At 72.3% G+C, this 16,727-nt stretch carries 12 protein-coding genes; 7 read left to right on the top strand and 5 right to left on the bottom strand.

Annotated elements, in window-relative coordinates:
• Positions 1 to 100: 100 nt before the first annotated feature.
• Genes ACGFIO_RS38925 through ACGFIO_RS38915 form a run of 3 tightly spaced genes read left to right on the top strand, consistent with a single transcriptional unit; the run spans position 101 to position 1,838 of the window.
• A complete protein-coding gene (locus ACGFIO_RS38925) occupies positions 101 to 1,132 on the top strand; it encodes a hypothetical protein (RefSeq protein ID WP_392834893.1) in 1,032 nt (343 codons plus the stop codon).
• 60 nt (positions 1,133 to 1,192) lie between these two features.
• On the top strand, positions 1,193 to 1,498 hold the full coding sequence (locus ACGFIO_RS38920; RefSeq protein ID WP_392834890.1) for a hypothetical protein: 306 nt from the start codon (positions 1,193 to 1,195) through the stop codon (positions 1,496 to 1,498).
• A 31-nt stretch (positions 1,499 to 1,529) separates the two neighbouring features.
• On the top strand, positions 1,530 to 1,838 hold the full coding sequence (locus tag ACGFIO_RS38915; protein ID WP_392834889.1) for a hypothetical protein: 309 nt from the start codon (positions 1,530 to 1,532) through the stop codon (positions 1,836 to 1,838).
• A 31-nt stretch (positions 1,839 to 1,869) separates the two neighbouring features.
• Here the strand turns inward: ACGFIO_RS38915 and ACGFIO_RS38910 are convergent, their stop codons facing one another.
• From ACGFIO_RS38910 to hrpB, 5 genes are all read right to left on the bottom strand, one after another.
• The gene (locus tag ACGFIO_RS38910; protein ID WP_392834886.1) at positions 1,870 to 6,366 is read right to left on the bottom strand and encodes an FtsK/SpoIIIE domain-containing protein; all 4,497 of its coding nucleotides are present in this window, start codon (positions 6,364 to 6,366) and stop codon (positions 1,870 to 1,872) included.
• A complete protein-coding gene (locus ACGFIO_RS38905; protein ID WP_392834884.1) occupies positions 6,363 to 7,574 on the bottom strand; it encodes a hypothetical protein in 1,212 nt (403 codons plus the stop codon). The genes ACGFIO_RS38910 and ACGFIO_RS38905 overlap by 4 nt, the downstream gene beginning before the upstream one ends.
• 3 nt (positions 7,575 to 7,577) lie before the next feature.
• Positions 7,578 to 9,101, bottom strand: a complete 1,524-nt coding sequence (locus ACGFIO_RS38900) for a S8 family serine peptidase (protein WP_392834882.1) — start codon at positions 9,099 to 9,101, stop codon at positions 7,578 to 7,580.
• The gene (locus ACGFIO_RS38895) at positions 9,095 to 10,807 is read right to left on the bottom strand and encodes an RICIN domain-containing protein (RefSeq protein ID WP_392834880.1); all 1,713 of its coding nucleotides are present in this window, start codon (positions 10,805 to 10,807) and stop codon (positions 9,095 to 9,097) included. The genes ACGFIO_RS38900 and ACGFIO_RS38895 overlap by 7 nt, the downstream gene beginning before the upstream one ends.
• Before the next feature lie 179 nt (positions 10,808 to 10,986).
• Entirely contained in the window at positions 10,987 to 13,410 is a 2,424-nt protein-coding gene (gene hrpB / locus ACGFIO_RS38890) for an ATP-dependent helicase HrpB (RefSeq protein WP_392834878.1), read from the bottom strand.
• Positions 13,411 to 13,543: 133 nt separating this feature from the next.
• Here hrpB and uraD point away from each other — a divergent pair, with 133 nt between their 5' ends.
• From uraD to ACGFIO_RS38870, 4 genes are read left to right on the top strand one after another with little or no spacing between them, the layout of a single operon-like run.
• On the top strand, positions 13,544 to 14,005 hold the full coding sequence (gene uraD / locus ACGFIO_RS38885; RefSeq protein WP_392834875.1) for a 2-oxo-4-hydroxy-4-carboxy-5-ureidoimidazoline decarboxylase: 462 nt from the start codon (positions 13,544 to 13,546) through the stop codon (positions 14,003 to 14,005).
• Positions 13,992 to 14,354, top strand: coding sequence for a hydroxyisourate hydrolase (gene uraH / locus ACGFIO_RS38880; protein ID WP_392834873.1), 363 nt, complete (start codon positions 13,992 to 13,994; stop codon positions 14,352 to 14,354). Before uraD ends, uraH begins: the two co-directional genes overlap by 14 nt.
• A gap of 3 nt (positions 14,355 to 14,357) precedes the next feature.
• The gene (gene pucL / locus ACGFIO_RS38875) at positions 14,358 to 15,362 is read left to right on the top strand and encodes a factor-independent urate hydroxylase (protein ID WP_392834871.1); all 1,005 of its coding nucleotides are present in this window, start codon (positions 14,358 to 14,360) and stop codon (positions 15,360 to 15,362) included.
• Positions 15,362 to 16,711: an 8-oxoguanine deaminase gene (locus ACGFIO_RS38870; RefSeq protein WP_392834868.1), complete on the top strand. Its 1,350-nt coding sequence runs from the start codon at positions 15,362 to 15,364 to the stop codon at positions 16,709 to 16,711. The genes pucL and ACGFIO_RS38870 overlap by 1 nt, the downstream gene beginning before the upstream one ends.
• Positions 16,712 to 16,727 lie beyond the last annotated feature (16 nt).

The raw sequence follows: 16,727 nt of genomic DNA, 5'->3' as shown, positions 1-16,727 counted from the left end.
TCGGTCTGACGCATCGGTGGACCCGGACGGTTCACGTGAACCGTTTGCGGGCGTCGTTGCGTCAGGAAAGACAGGGACCGGACCGTGAGGAGCGTGCCGAGTGGCTGACCTCGTGCTCGATTACGCCTTGCTGCACCAGCTGGCGGTCAGCATGCGCGACCTCAAAGCCAAGATCAAGACCGATGTGGACGCCGGATCGCGCCGGGCGGTGGTGACCCGCAACGGCACCGTGGTCAGCTCGGACGAGGTCGGCGACAGCGGCTTCTACGCCGCGCTGAGCGCGTTCTTCTACGCCTGCAACGCGCCGTTCAACGACGCGATGGAGCTGCTGGACAAGCTGGCCGACAACTTCGACGGGATCGCCAAGGCGTTCTTCGACGTGGACGCGGATTTCGCCGGCAAGGTGAACACCGCCCGGCTGCAGGCGAGCATTGCGCAGTGGCAGGCCGACACGGCCGCGTACAACCACTACCTCGATATCAAGGACAAGTCGGTCAGCTATCAGTACTACGACCAGGACGGTCACCTGCAGACCGCGACCATCCCGCTGTGGGACGCCAAGTCGCCGCCGCCGCATCAGCCGGGCGCCATGCCCACGTCGATCGCCGGAACCGCGCCGGTGGGCACCAACGACACCACGGCCACCAAGACCGACGCCAACGGCAACATCCTGTCCGAGACGACCACCGTCAACTCGGGCGACGGCCTGGCCTACACCGAGACCACGAACTACACGTACCACGACACGAACGGCGACGGCCGGCCCGACTACGTCGACTACTCCACCACTGTCACCCACTCGGACGGCTCGTCCGAGACGATCAGCAAGCAGACCAACACGGCCGACGGCTCGTACGTCATCACCGACACGACCGACAAGGGTACGAGCACCAGCACCGTCACCCTCAAGCCCAACGGCGGTTCGCACGACATCACGGTGACCAGCGACGGCCACACCACCACGACCGACATCGACGTCAGCGAGCCGGGCAAGGCGACCAAGACGGTCGTCGGGCCCAAGGGCACGGACGTCTACACCGGTAACCCCGACACCGGCAAGTGGACGCTCCAGTCACACGAAGACCCGCCGAGCGACGACGACACCCCGGTTTTCACCACCGTCACCATCTGAGGCGTGTTCATGATCCGGCCGGGTCAGAACACGCCTCGCGGCCCCGACAGAGGAGAGAAGATGGCCAACATCACCGTCGACTACGGCAAGGTCGAGGCGGCGTCCACCGCGCTGACCGGCGCGGTGAACACCACCGTGCCCCGGCTGACCGCCCTGCAGACGGCCGTCACCAACCTGCTGACCGGCGACGGCGGTCTCTGGCTGAAGAAGTCGAGCCCGACCCTGAGCAGCCAGTACGTCGAGTTCAACAACTCGGTGACCGCGGCCGTGCAGAACATCACCAGCTTCGCCCAGCAGTTCCAGAACATCGTCGCGCAGCTCAACGCCATGGACGACGCGATCACCCAGTCCAGCTCCAGCAAGTGAGCGCCGGCCGCCCGAACGAGGAGGGTTCCCCATGCCCGAGGTAAATGTCGACTACAAGATGGTCGACGATGTCGCCGCCAAGCTGACGTCGGAGGGCACCGACATCGTCAACGAACTACGCATCCTCCAGACCACTGTGACCAGCCTGCTGACCAGCCAGGGCGGTCTCTGGTTGCAGCAGTCCAGCCCGGTCATGAGCGACCAGTACATCCAGTTCAACACTTCGCTGAGCAACGCGATCGGTCAGATCTCCAGCTTCGCGGCGAGCTTCCAGCAGATCGTCAAGAACCTGACCGACCTGGACACCGGGCTGGCCAAGCCGGCACCGTCGGGCGGCTGAGAGCGCGGTGAACGCCTCCTCGGAGGGGCGTTCACCGCAACTCGGTGTGCGGGATGACGATCGCCGACAGCGTGCCCGACCGGGGATCCGGCAGGAAACCCCGGCCGGGACGGCTGCCCGACCGCAGCAGGGCCTGAGGCACCCGTACGCCGAGCAGGTCACCCTCCAGGGCAGACTGTGGTGCGAGCAGGATGCCCTGCCGCGAGCGCCGCGCCTCGGAGATCCAGCCGCTGAGCGTCTGCAGCAACGTCTCGGCCGTGCCGGCGTAGGCCAGCCCGACCCGCCGGTCGCGGCCGGTCGACACGATCGGGCGCAGCGCCTGGTCGACCGGGCTGGTGAAGCCGAGCAGATCGACATCGTCGACAAGCACCACGACCGGCCGGTCGGCCCGCTCGACCGACGCCGAGATCTGGGCCGGATCGGGCGCCACGCCCTCGAAGACCGTGACCTCGGTGTGGGCCGCGAGCTTACGCAGCGGCGACTCCCGCGGGGTCAGCACGACCAGCGCGGTGCCGGTGGCCAGCAGCGACACCGCCAGGGTGGCCAGGGTGTTGCTGCGGCCGGACCCGGGCGGGCCGGCCACCAGGAACGTGTTCTGCTGCCCGGTGAAATCGACCAGCACCGGCGCGGCGGCATCACCACCGAGCCCGGCCAGCCCGGTCATCGGCCGCCGGTCCGGCTCGGGCACCAGTGCGAACGCCTCGGCGAAGGTCGCCGCCGCCGGCAGCCCGGCCACCGGGAACGGACGACGCCCGGCCGGCACCGCGGCGTCCCGGGCGGCCGCCCGTACGCCGATCTTCCGCATCGCCTCGGCCTGGGCCGGCCCCGACGGATCCGGCGCCAGCAACGCCACCTGGATCTCGGAATGGTCGAGCGAGTTCCACGCCCGGCCCGGCGGGACCACCTCGGGCACCCGCTTGGGGTTGATGCCGGCCCCGGCATAGTCGGTGCGGTCGGTCATCCGCATCAGGATCCGGTTGTCGTTCAGGCCGGCCGCGCGCCCGCTGATCAGGCTGCGCTCCGAAGTCATGATCATGTGCAGGCCGGCCGCCGGGCCCTCCCGCAGCAGACCGAGCACCTGGTCGTGGAGCCGGCCGCCGTCGTGCTCGGTCAGCACCGCGGCCAGCGAGTCCCAGCCGTCCACCATGCACACCAGGTGGGCCGGACGCTGGTCGGGCGGCAGCAACGCGCGCAGTTCGTCGATGCCGGCGCAGGAGTGCCGGGCCAGCAGCTGATGCCGTAGTGCGAGCTCGGCCGCGAGCCGGGAGAGCAGTCGTTCCAGCCGCTCCAGGTCGGCCCGCGGCACCACCGCGCCGCAGTGCGGCAGCTCGGTCAGCACCGCCAGCGAACCACCGGCCGCGTCCACCCCGTAGAAGTGCACGTCGGCGCAGGAGTGCGTCCGGGCCAGCGAACCGGCCAGGGTCCGCAGCAGCTGGGACCGGCCGGACCGCGACGTACCCAGCACGTAGAGGTGGCCCAGCGTGGCCAGATCGCAGCCGACGACCTGCTGGGCCTGCCGCGCCGGGAGGTCGGCCAGCGCGTACGGCACCGGGCGCAACCGGCCCGGCGGCGTACGCCCGGGCGCCTCGGCCAAGTCGTCGAGCAGCACGACCGGGGCCAGCGCGGGCAGCCACGGGCTGGGCTGAGGCTCGCACCCGAGCTCCGCGGCCGCCGCCGTGATCGCGTCGACCAGGACGTCCAGATCGGTCGCGGCCAGCTCGTCCGGATCGTCCACGGCGACCGCCTCGGCCACCGGTGGCGGCAGCGAGCGGCCCAGGTGCGGCCACGGCAGCATGACCCCGTGGATCGGCGCGACCGGACGATCGGCCTCGTCCCGGGGCTCGCCGGCCCGGTGCACCGCCCCGACGTACGCGGTCTGGAACGGCACCGTCGACCGGTGGGCGAGCCGGGCCAGCGCCCGGCCGGGCACGACCACCGGGATCGTCGCCGCGTCGGGCACGTCGATGACGTCGGTGCTCTCCATCGGGTCGGTCACCCGCAACGCGATCCGCAGGTTGGTGTTGGCCCGGATGTCGCCGGTCACCACCCCGCCCGGGCGCTGGGTGGCCAGCACCAGGTGGATGCCCAGGGACCGCCCCCGCTGGGCGATGCTGACCAGGCCGGGAATGAAGTCGGGCACCTCCCGGGCCAGCGTGGCGAACTCGTCGATGACCAGCACCAGCCGCGGCACGGCGGGAAGCTCGGGATCCCGGGCCCGCATCGCGCGGTACCTCGGCAGATCCTTGGCCGCCACCCGGGCCAGGATCTCCTCCCGCCGGCGCAGTTCCGCCGCGAGCGAGTCGAGCGCCCGGGTGACCAGCGCGCTGTCCAGGTCGGTGACCATGCCCAGCGTGTGCGGGAGCCGGACGCAGCTGTGGAACGCGCTGCCGCCCTTGTAGTCGACGAGGACGAAGGTCAGCTCGTCCGGCCGGTTCACCGCGGCCAGCGACACGACCATGGTCTGCAGCAGCTCCGACTTGCCGGCGCCGGTGGTGCCCGCGACCAGCGCGTGCGGCCCGTCGCGGACCAGGTCGAGGGCGATCGGTCCGTCGAAACCGGCGCCGACGACGAACTGGGTCGAGGCGGGCCGCGCGGTCCAGGCCCGGACCAGCGCCCCCGGGTCGGGCCGGGCCGCGTCCAGGAGCGTGAGCAGATCGGTACGGTCGGGCAGCCCGGCCGTCTCGTCGGGGGTGACATCGCGCAGCGGCGCCATCGCCCGCGCGATCCGGTCACACCACCGCGGGGTGACCGAGTCGGGGCGTACCGCGGTCGCCTCCGGCATGCCGGTCTGCCGCACCGTGAGCCCGTCCGCGTCGGCCCGGATCACGGCGGTGCACTCCTCGGGCAGCAGGCGCTCCTCGGCGTCCAGGCAGACGACGTACACCCGGACCGGCGGCCCCTCGGTCAGCACCTGCACCATGCCGGGAACGTCGCGCAGCCGGCGGGCACCGTCCATGACCAGCAGGACGTCCGGCTCGCGGAACATCACCTGGCCCAGTTGCGAGCCGCGCGCCTTGGTCCGCGCGGTGATCATCTGGACCAGCTCGGAGACCCGGTTGGCCACCGTCTCCGGGTCGTTGCCGATCAGAGTGTACGGCCGGCCGGCGACCGCCTCCCGGTCCGGTGGGTGGGTGTGCGGCAGCCAGCGGATCCAGCTCCAGCGGTCCTCCGCGGACGCCTCGGTGAGCACGTGGATACGCAGATCGCGCGGGCTGTGCAGGGCGGCCGCCTGGGCCACCAACCAGCGGGCGACCGCGTATGTCGTCTCCGGCTCACCGGCCAGCCCGAGCACCCCGCGGTCGACCAGATCCAGGGTGAGCGGCACGTCGGCCACCGTCCAGCGGATGTGCCGCTCGCCGTCGGGCAGCGCCGGATCCTCGATCTCGATCAATGACGGCTGGTCGATCGTACCCATCCGGAGAACCAGGTGGTCGGGGTCGCGCCGGCGCCGCTCCCACAGCCGCCGGCCCGGGCCGATCACGGTGATGCCAACGGTCGCGGGATCGGGCGACGCCTCGCACCGGGCCCGCCGCTCACCGTCCACATCGGCGGCCAGCCGGCGCTGAGCCTCGCCGCGCCGGCGACGATAGGCGGCCCGGTCCCGGCGGTACTTCTTCCGCCCGCCCCGCCGGTCGGTGAACCAGCTGACCAGGGCCAGGATCGGGCTGAAGACCATGATGACCAGGTAGAACAGCGAGTGGAAGAAGACCACGAAGGCCAGCCCCATCACCATCGGGGACAGGGTGATCAGGATCGGGATGGGCCGGCGGCTGGGCTTGGTCGGCGGGACCGGCAGCCGCTTGCGCGAGAACAGCAACGGCGGAACGATTCGCGGCGGCCGGTTGAAGTCCAGCATCGGCACGTCCACCGCCGGGGTGACAGCGGCGTCCGGTTCGGTCCGCCGGACCAGGCGCAGCAGGCTTTCGCCGACGGCCAGATCCACATCGGGCGGCCACTCCCGCGGCGCGTCCGGGTCGGGTGGGATCTCCGGCTCGTCGTCGCGATCCGGTTCGTCGTCGCGATCCGGCGGCTCCGGCGGTGGTGTGGCCACGGCCAGCCGCGCCGAGCCGCGGCCGCCCACGCTCACCCAGGCCCGGCCCTCGTGGTCGACGGTCAGCCGGGCGCCGTGCGCGGGCAGGCCGGGGCCGCCCGGATCGATCGCCGAGCCGGGTGCCGAACCGATGTCGTGACTGCCGAGACCGACCGGCCAGATCCGCCCGGCGTCCGGGCCGCCGACCGTGTGCACCTCGAGCCAGTGCCGGCCGGGGTCGCCGGGGAGCTCCCGGATCGGACCGTGCCGAGCCGGCGAACCCAGCCCGACCCGGACACCCGCGTGGATCCCGGCCTCGTTCAGGGTCGCGGCCGGATCGAGCGCCCGCCCGTCCAGGTAACAGTCGGCCGGGTCGGGCGTCTCGTCGGCCAAGGTCGCCATCTTGTCGCCGAGCGCGCCGACCGGGGTGCCCGGCTCGACGTCCATGGCCACATCGCGATCCGGGCGGCCGGCCAGCGTGAACAGTGTGCGCATCATCGCTCTCCGGGCCGGGGTGAGGTGGTGTCGGCGCCGGACCGGGCCACCGGCACGGGGCCGGCGGCCGGCTCGATCAGGTCGTCGAGGGCGACCGCCGGCGTCGGAGGTGGCGGCTCGACCGGCGCCGGGTCCGGCTCGACCGCCGGGATCTCCTCGTCGGCCCAGATCGGGCGGGCACGCGGCGGCTCCGGCGCGGCGGCGGACCGGCCGGTCAGCACCTGCTCCAGGCCCGCCCGCAGTGGTGCACCGTCGGCGTCGAGCCCCAGCTCGGGCGAGATCACCCGGCCGGCCGAGGTGACCCGCAGCCGCCAGCGGGAACCGGGCACGTATCCGGCCACCAGCACGAGCAGCCCGGGATCCCGCCCGGCCAGCTCGGCGAGGCGGACGACGTCGCCCTCGGCGGGACGCGAGCAGATCAGGACGGTACGGGGATGCCGGCCGGCCGGTCGCTGTTCGAGTTCCGCGGTCAGCTCGGGCAGCGGTCGCCCTGCCACCGGACCGAGCACCGCGTCGTGCACGAGCAGCTTCTCCGCCACCACGACCAGCCCGGCGCTCAGCTGGACGGCCAGCGCCGACACCAGCCGGTCGACCGAAGTCGCGGCGCCGTGCACCGAAACGATGCCGGGGGCCCGGCCGAAGTCGAGGAACACCAGGTCATCGCCGCTCAGGCCGACGGCCAGGGGCACTGGCTCGTACCCGTCGCCCGCGGTCTGGCCGCCGGAAAGCGGAGGTGGCGGCACGGGCCTTGACGTGCTCCAGCGCCGGCCGGATCGTTGCTCCCAGGCCTCCGTCTCCGGCTCCGGCCGCGGGTCGGGACCGGCGATGCCGACGGTGACCTCCCGGGGCCCGATCAGCACCAGGTACGGCCACGCGTCGGCCCGCCCGGCCAGCTCGGCCCGGGCCGAGGACAGAGCATCGCCTACGCCGGCGGCCGGATCGGACTCGGTCAGCCGGGCGGCGATCCTTCGCACTCCCCGCCGGAACCGGATCGCCTCGGCGATCGGGGCGACCAGGTCCCGTACCGCGTCGCCGATCGCCCGCCGTGCCCGCCGCCCGGCGCGGCGCAGTCCGTACCGCCGGTCGTACCAGCGGGCGAACACGGCCAGCAGAATCAGCAGTTCCAGCACGGCCAGGACGATCAGCACGGCCTGCCGGTGGGCGGAGAGGAACTGACCGATGCCCCGCGGGGAGAACACGCTGTCGCTCACCGGCTAGCGTTTCTCGGCGCTGCCGACAAGTTCCGTGCCGTCCTTCCCGGTGAACGGGTCGTCCTGGCTGTCGGTCGCGCGCTCGCGTTCCCGCCGGGCCGCGCGGATCGACCGCAGTCGCCGCACCGCGAGGACGAGGATCAGCAGGACCACCGACACGATGAGTACGACCAGGACGATCGTGCCGAGCACTCGGTCGCCGCGGTCGTCCCCGCCTCGGCCGCTCGCGGTCAGGTCGAGGGAACGCCGCACGCCGGCCGGAAGCGGGCGGCTGACCGCATCGGACGGGCTGACCAGGCCGGCGCCGTACCGGTCGGGCTGCTGCCACGACGTGGCCGTCCGCAGCACCTGCCGAGCCGCCTCGGCCGCACCCAGATCGGGGTGGTTCGAGCGGACCAGCGCGACGGTTCCGGCGACGTACGCGGCCGCGTACGGTGCGGAGCCCGGACCGACCAGATCGACCGCACCGCCCGGACGGTCGGCGGCCGTGCGCTTGTCCTGTTCCACCCCACCCACCCGGAGCAGGCCGTCCGCGGGACCGGCGGCCGTTCTGGCCGCCGGCATCACCACGACCACGTTGCGCGCGATCGCGTTGTCGACCGACTCGCGCACGCCCGGGTCGGACACGTCGACGTAGGAGCCGAGGGTGATCACGTTGGCACCGGACGACACGGCGACCTGGATGGCGGTGGCGGCGCGTTCGGCCGGCACGCCCGCGTCCCGGTCGACGAGCCGGATCGGCACGACGGTGGCCTTCGGGGCGATGCCGTACTTCTGACCGCCGGCGCCGTCGTCGGCCGCCGCGAACAACGCGATGGCGGTGCCGGTGCCCAGACAGTCGGCGTCGCCGCGACCGGAGCCGCCGACGATGTCGGCTCCCGCGGCCACCCGGCCGGCCAGACCGATCCGGGTCGCGTCGACGCCCGAGTCGACCACCGCGATGCGAACGCCGGCGCCGTCGGCCCACTGCCAGATCTGACTCGGATTGAGCTGTCGCTGGCCCCAGGTCAGGTCGGGCAGGCTGATCGGACGGCAGGACTGGACCGTGGGCCGGGTTCCGGTGTCCGGTTTTCGGCTGACGGTTTGCCCCGGGGCTTTCGCCGGAGGCGTTGCCCGCGCTTCTCCCTGCGTTTTTCCCGGAGCCCTGCCCGGCGGTGTTGCTTTCGCCACGGGCTTTTTGGGCGCGGCCGGCTCGGTCGGCAGCACTCCGTAATGCAGGTCCGGGCCGATGGCGTCCCAGGGCAGCATCAGGTTCCAGCCGGCGTGGACCGTGCCGGGATCGGTCAGGCGCGCGCCATCCGGTTGCGTACGGCTGGAATTGAGACTGAGGATCTCGCCGGCCCGGTCGGCGTCGCCCAGGAACCGGGTGGCGATCGTCCACAGTGTCTCGTTCCCGGTCACGGTGTAGTAGAGAACGTAGGCCTGGGCCGGTGGCGCCCCGACAGCCGCCGGCGGCGCGAACCCGGGCGCCGCGATCACGGTCAGCGACAGGACGACCGCCGCGGCCCGGCCCCCGACCTTCACCACTGGGATTTCCGCACCATCGTCCAGTCCTGGTCGTCGTTGTGCACGCAGTGCCAGAGCTCCAGCCGCAGAGTCACGGTCGGGTCCCGGACGCCCGGCACGTCGACGCACAGTCCGGACGCCGAGTTGACCAGCCAGTAGTACTGGAAGCCGCCGGCCTTGAACGTCGGCTCCAGGCGGAAGTACTGGTTGTCGCGATCGAGGCAGCTGGAGTACGAGAGCTGGGCCAGGGGCGCCGCCGAGCCGGCACCGGGCGGATCGACGCAGAAGCCGGCCGAGACGTTACGGATCCAGTACAGCTCCCGCCCGCTGCCGTCCTTGCCTCGGGGTACGAAGGTGAACTCCTGATTGTCGGCCGCGGTCTTGATGCACATGTTCTGGTCGATCCGGCCGCCCTTCGGGCCGGCGCCCACGCCCGGCGGGTCGACGCACAGGCCGGTGCCGTAGTTGAAGACGAAGTACGGCCCCAAGGTCTTGCCCTTGCCGTTCGTGCTCGTCGTCTTGGCCGGGGGCTTGGCCTTCTTCGTCGTCGTCTTCTTCTTTTTCGGGGCCGGATGCTTGGCCTTCGTGGGCGCTTTGTGCTTGCCGGTGACCGGGTGGCCGGCCGTGGTGCCGTGACTGTGGCCGGTGCCGTGGCGAGTCAGCTCGGTGAGATCGGGGCCCTTCGTGGGCGGGGCCGGCGGAGTCACGACCGGTGGGAGCTGCAGGCGGGCGTCCTTGGCGTACTCGGCCGTGTCGCGGTCGACCACTCCGACCAGCGGGCCGACGTTTCCGCCCCCGGCGTACGCGGCCAGCGCTTCCGGATACGACTTCGTGCTCTTGACCAGCGCGCACATCGTCGTTCCGAGGGCCGGCAGCGCGCTCCTCGCGTCCCACGGGGAACTGCTGTCCGACGGCGGCACGTACTTGGTCCAGGTCTGCGGCAGGAACTGAGCGATGCCCTGCTCACCGGCCGGCCCCAGCTTCTGCTCGTCGAAGCCGGAGGTGGCCATGACCTGGGCTGCGATCTTGGCCGGTGGCAGTTCGGGGCACACCTTCCCGGCCGCCAGCACACCGGGCACCAGGTGGTCCGGCACCGGGACCACCGGCGCGTCGTTCACCTGCGGGTCGGCGGTGTCGGCGGGCGCCGCCTGACCGCTGCCGCCGAACTCCGGCTGCAGCGCGTACCAGCTGGCGTAGCGCTCGACCGTGCCCACGTACTCCTTGGCCCCGGCCGGGACGTCGCCCGCGCTGACCACGGCCTCCATGCCGACGCGGTGCGCGGCCAAGGCCAGCTGCCACTGGTCGCCGTCGATCTTCACCACCCGGATCTGACCGACCAGCTGGCACATGTCATGAGCCAGCGCGGTGATGCTGGCCTCCCGATCGGTCGGCCGGGCGCCCGCCCACGGCGCCCACTTGTCCCACACCTGCGGGGTGAGCGCGGCCGGGCCCTTGGCGCCCACCGCCCGCATCGCCTCGACCGGTGTCGAGCTGAACTGGGAGGCGGCCATCACCTGACCGGCCAGCCGGGCCGGGCTGAGGGCCGGGCACGAGCCGGCCGCCGCGTTCAGCGTACGCAGATCGGCCCCGGACACCCGGCTGCCGGCCAGCGGCTCGGCCGCGTCAGCGGTCTTCTGGGCGACCGACGTCGACAGGGTGACCAGCACGGCCAGCACCAGCGCCGCCCCGGCGATCGTTCGCCGGCGGGACAGGATCCGTCTGAACATTACGGGGGGTCCCTTCAACCGACCGGGAGTCGCGTGAAGGTCCACCGGTCGCGCGACGTCGCTTGCCCGAACAGTACGAAGTGGACAGTAATCGGCGGCTCACAAGAGCAGAAGGTGGCTGGATGCGTACTGCTGGTAAACAGTTAATGAACCAGTCCACTTCCGTCCGATGTGGAGCATCAGCGGCGAGGGCGGTTGGTGCGGGACGTCGGCTCGGCCGTCGTAGGGTCCTCGGGCCAGGGGTGGCGGGGGTAGCGGCCGCGCAGCTCCGCGCGTACCTGGGGATAGCCGTTCTTCCAGAAGGACGCCAGATCGGCGGTCACGGCCACCGGGCGCCCGGCCGGCGAAAGCAGGTGGAGCAGCACCGGAATGCGGCCGTCGGCCAGGCGCGGCGCGTCCCGCCAGCCGAACGTCTCCTGCAACTTCACCGCCAGCACCGGGGCGGCCGGGTCGGCATAGGACAGCCGGACGCGCGAACCGCTCGGAACCGGGAGGCGTTCCGGGGCCACGTCGTCCAGGCGGCCGGCCACCGACCACGGCAGCAGGCGGCGCAGGGCGGGGGCCACGTCGATCCGGGCCAGGTCGGCGCGGCGGCGGGCGGTGGTCAGGTCCGGGCCCAGCCAGTCCTCGGCCGCGGCCAGCAGGGACTCGTCGTCGACAGCCGGCCATGGGTCGCCCAGGGCGGCGTGGGCGAAGGCCAGCCGTTCGCGCAGTTCGGTCGCGGTGCGGGACCAGGTCAGCAGGGTCAGGCCGTGCCGGCGCAGGCCGTCGAGGAGCGCGGCCCGGAGTGCGGCCGGGTCCGGGCGGTCGAGGCGGCGTTCGGTCAGAACGATCGCGCCCAGCCGGTCGATCGACCGGGCGACCACGTCGCCGTCGGCCCAGGCGATCTCGGTGGCCGAGGTGAGCAGGGTGGCGGCGGCTTCGCGGGCGGTGACTTCGTCGATGGGTACGGCCGACCGGATCCGCGCGCTCCGTGCTCCCGGATCCCGATCGGCGGCGGCGACGGCCAGCCACGCCGAACCGGCGAGCGGGCTGCCCGCCCCGATCTCCGCCGCCGTGCCCCCGGCCATCAGATAGGTCCGGCCGCCGGCCTCCCGCACCCGGGCTACCCGCTCCGGGAAGGCCAGCCCCACCACCAGTCCCGCCGCCAGATCGTCGGGAATGCTCCGCCCCGGCCCGCCGTCGGCGGGGGTGACGGCGGTGGTCAGGCGCCGGACTTCGGAGCGGAAGGCGGGGGAGTTGTCGCGGCGGGACTGGCGCCATGCCGTCAGGAAATCGTCGGCTGAGGTGCGGTCCTCGTCCAGGACGGCGACCACCTCGGCGGCGCGGCGGGTGCCGACCAGCGACGCGCCGTCGATCAGGGCACGGGCCAGCCGAGGGTGGATGCCGGCCCGGGCCAAGGACTGGCCGCGCGCCGTTGGGCGGCCGTCGGCGTCGACGGCGCCCAGGTCACGCAAGGTCTCGACGGCGGACCGCAGGGCGCCGGCGGGCGGCTGGTCGGGCAGGGACAGGCCGGCGCCGGTCGGGTGGCCCCACAGGGCCAGGTCGAGGGCGAACGAGGTCAGGTCGGCGGTCGCGATCTCCGGCTCGGGCTGGGCCGGCAGGCGGTGGTGCTGCGACTCGGACCAGCAGCGGTAGACCACGCCCGGGGCCTCGCGGCCGGCCCGGCCCGCCCGCTGCTCGGCCGAGGCCTGGCTGACCGGCACGGTGACCAGGGCACCGAGGCCGCGGGAATGGTCCATGCGCGGGACCCGGGCCAGGCCGGCGTCGACGACCACGCGTACGCCGGGAACCGTCAGGCTGCTCTCCGCCACCGCCGTGGCCAGCACGATCCGCCGGCGTGGGCCCGGGCGCAGCGCCGCGTCCTGGTCGCTGCCGGACTGGCGGCCGTGCAGTGGGACCACGTCCGCGTCGACGGTGCCGCGGAGCAGGCCGGCGACGGTGTTGATCTCGCGTACGCCCGGCAGGAACACCAGCACGTCACCGGGCGCCGTGACGCCGCGCACGACCGTGGCGACGTGGTCGAGGAGGCGGGACGATCCGGGTGGCGTCCACCGGGTTTCCACGGGGAACATTCGGGTCGTTGCGGTGATGACCGGCGCCGACAGCAGGTCGGACAGACGGGCGGTGGCGGCGGTCGCCGACGTGGCGATCAGCCGCAGGTCCGGGCGGAGCGTCTCGCGTACCTCGGCCAGGAAGGCCAGGGCCAGGTCGGCGTCGAGATGCCGTTCGTGGCACTCGTCGAGCATGACGGTGGCCGTACCCGTCAACTCGGGGTCTCGCTGCAGCCGCCGCACCAGAACGCCGGTGGTGACCACCTCGATCCGGGTCGCGGCCGAGACCCGCCGGTCGCCGCGCACCGCATAACCCACCTCGTCGCCGACCGCGCTCCCGAGCAGCGAGGCCATCCGTCGCGCGGCGGCCCGGGCCGCGACCCGCCGCGGTTCGGCGACGATGATCTTTCCGGGGATCGTGAGCGGCACGACTGTGGTCTTGCCGGTGCCGGGCGGCGCCACCAGGACGGCCGCGCCGCGCGCGGACAAGGCGTCGGTCAGCGCGGGCAGGGCGGAGCGGATCGGCAGGTCGGGCAGGTCGAGTGGCACCGGACCAGTCTGTCGCACGCGATAGTGCGCGCGCGCAGGAAGGACGCGCGCTCGGAAAGGTGCGCGCTCATGAAATGGCGGGGAAAGTTTGCTTTGATCGGAGCCGGGGTCGTAGCGGTGGCGGGAGGCATGGGTGCGAGAGGTGACCGAGCAGGATCTGTCGGCATGCTGCGCGTCGCCCGCCTGGGTCGCGGCGATCGCGGTCGGTCGCCCGTACCCGGACCGAACCGCTCTGGAAACCGCGGCCGCGGCCGCCTTCGACGGCCTGAGCTGGGACGACATAGCGCAGGCGATGGCCGCACACCCGCGGATCGGCGAGCCGCCGAAGGGTGACGGCCGGGAGGCGGCCTGGTCGCGGCGCGAGCAGAGTGGCGCCGGCCGGAGTCCGGAGCTGGTCGAGGCCAACCGGAGGTACGAGGACAGGTTCGGCCACGTCTTCCTGATCTTCGCGAGCGGGCGCACCGAGGCCGAGATCGTCGCCGCCGCGCGGGAGCGGCTGGGCAACGACGACGCCACCGAGCGCGGGATCGTGCGGGACGAGTTGCGGAAAATTGTGATGCTGCGCTTGGGGAGGCTGCTGGATGCCCTCGGATGACGGGACCGAACCGGAGGTCCACGCGCGGATCTCCACACACATCCTGGACACCGTGGCCGGCGAACCGGCGCGCGGCGTCTACGTACGGCTGGAGCGCCGCGACCACGACGGGTGGCGGACGATCGACGAGGGCGACACTGACGGTGACGGTCGGCTGCGGTTCCGGGTGCCGCTGCACGACTGGCAGGCCGGCGGTTACCGGCTGTTGTTCTATGTGGAGCCGTACCTGAAGGGTGAGTCGTTCTTCCCGGAGATCACTGTGGCCTTCCACGTGCACGACCCGGAGCGTCACTACCACGTGCCGTTGCTGCTCAGCCGCTACGGCTACACCACCTATCGAGGGAGTTGACGCGTGGCGATCAGGCTCGGACCGAACCGGTACGGCAAGGCGGAGGTGCGCCTGGTCCACGTCGATCGGGGCGCTGCCACGCATTCCCTCACCGACTGGAACGTCAGCGTCGCCCTGTCCGGCGATCTTGCGGGCACGCATCTTTCCGGTGATAACAGCGGCGTGCTACCGACGGACACGATGAAGAACACGGTGTACGCCTTCGCCCGCCGCCATGGCGTCGGTTCGCCGTCCGAGTTCGGGCTGCGGCTGGCCCGCCATTTCATCGACACGCAGCCACAGATCGAGAGCGCCAAAATCACCATCCAGGGGTACGGGTGGGAAGGTCGCGGCCCGCACTCCTTCCAGCGGCGTGGCGACCACACCGAACTGACCGTGGTGACCGTGCGCGGCGACGAGGTCCAGCTGGTGGCCGGCGTCGAGGGGCTGGTCCTGATGAACACGACCGACTCGGAGTTCCACGGCTTCACCAAGGACCGCTACACGACGCTGCCCGAGACCACCGACCGCATCCTCGCGACCGAAGTAAACGCCCGCTGGCGCTACGCCGGCGGTGCTGTGCCTTCCGGCGGTGCTGCGTCTTCCGAGGCTGCTGCCCCTTCCGGCGGTGCTGCGTCTTCCGAGGCTGCTGCCCCTTCCGGCGGTGCTGCGTCTTCCGGCTTTGCTGTTCCATCCGGACTTGCTGTCCCATCCGGACTTGCTGTCGCCTCCGGCGGTGCTGTCGCAGCGGTGACGGACGTGCTCGTCGATGCTTTCGTTAGCTGCTACAGCTACTCGCTCCAGCAGACCCTGTTTGCTATGGCAAAAGCGGTACTCGAACAGCACGAGCAGATCGCCGAGATCCGGCTGGCTTTGCCGAACAAGCATCACTATCTGGTCGACCTGAGTCCCTTCGAGCTGGACAACCCGGGCGAGGTGTTCATCGCCGGTGACCGGCCGTACGGGCTGATCGAAGGAACCGTGACCCGCGACGAAGCGCAACCGGCGCTCGATGAGTGGTGGCACTAGTGATCGTCATCGAGAACGTCGCCGTGGCCACTGTCGACGCCGACGACACCGAATACTCCGACGGTCACGTGGTGGTCGGCGACGACGGCCGCATCGTCGCCGTCGGAGCCGGTCACGCGGGCCGCTACCAGGGCAAACAGCGCCACGTGGACGGGGCCGGGTGCCTGGTCACCCCGGGTCTGGTCAACACGCACCACCACCTCTACCAGTGGGCCACCCGCGGCCTCGCGCTCGACGACACGCTGTTCGGCTGGCTGAAGACGCTCTACCCGATCTGGGGGCGGCTCGACGCCGAGGTGGTAGGGGCCGCAGCCGGTGCGGGACTGGGCTGGCTGGCGCTGTCCGGCTGCACCACCAGCATGGACCACCACTACGTCTTCCCCCGGGGCGGCGGCGATGTGCTGGCCGCCGAGATCGAGGCGGCCCGGCTGATCGGGCTGCGGTTCCACCCGACCCGCGGCTCGATGGACCTGAGCGAGAAGGACGGCGGGCTGCCGCCGGACAACGTGGTCGAGGACACCGACGAGGCGCTCGCCGCCACCGAGGAGGCCATCGACACCTGGCACGACCCGTCGGACGAGTCGATGCTGCGGATCGCGGTGGCGCCGTGCTCGCCGTTCTCGGTCACCGAGCGGCTGATGAGCGAGGCGGCCACGCTGGCCCGGCGCAAGGGCGTACGTTTGCACACCCACCTGGCCGAGACCGACGACGAGGAAGCGTTCTGCCGGGAGCGGTTCGGCTGCACCCCGGTCGAGTACGCCGAACGCCTCGGCTGGCTGGGCGACGACGTCTGGCTGGCCCACGGCGTACACCTCGACGACCGGGCGATCGAGCGGCTCGGCGCGACCGGCACCGGGGTGGCCCACTGCCCGTCGTCGAACGCCCGGCTCGGTGCGGGCATGGCCCGGGTCCGCGACCTGCTCGACCACCGGGTGCCGGTCGGGCTGGGCGTGGACGGCGCCGCCTCGCAGGAGGTCTCGCACCTAGGCGCCGAGCTGCGGCAGGCCCTCTACACGGCCCGGCTGCGGGGCGGCCCGGCCGCGCTGACCGCCCGCGAGGCGCTGCGCCTGGGGACCATGGGCGGGGCGCGCTGCCTGGGGCGGTCCGGCCAGATCGGTTCGCTGGAGCGCGGCAAGCTGGCCGACCTGGTGCTGTGGCGGCTGGACGACCTCGGGCACGACGGGATCGAGGACAAGGTGGCGGCGCTAGTCTTCGGGCCGCCGGCCGAGGTCGAGCTGGCGCTGGTGGGTGGCCGCCCGGTGGTCGAGCGTGGCAATCTGGTGCACGCCGACGCTTCGGCCCTGGCCCGCGAGGCCCGTCGTGCCGCTCGCAAGTTAAGGAAGACTTAAACCACTTACTTGTTAT

The sequence above is a fragment of the Actinoplanes sp. NPDC049265 genome (assembly GCF_043197135.1).
GTDB lineage: Bacteria > Actinomycetota > Actinomycetes > Mycobacteriales > Micromonosporaceae > Actinoplanes.
Note: the sequence above shows the minus strand (reverse complement) of the source record. Positions and strands in the feature narration are given on the sequence as shown.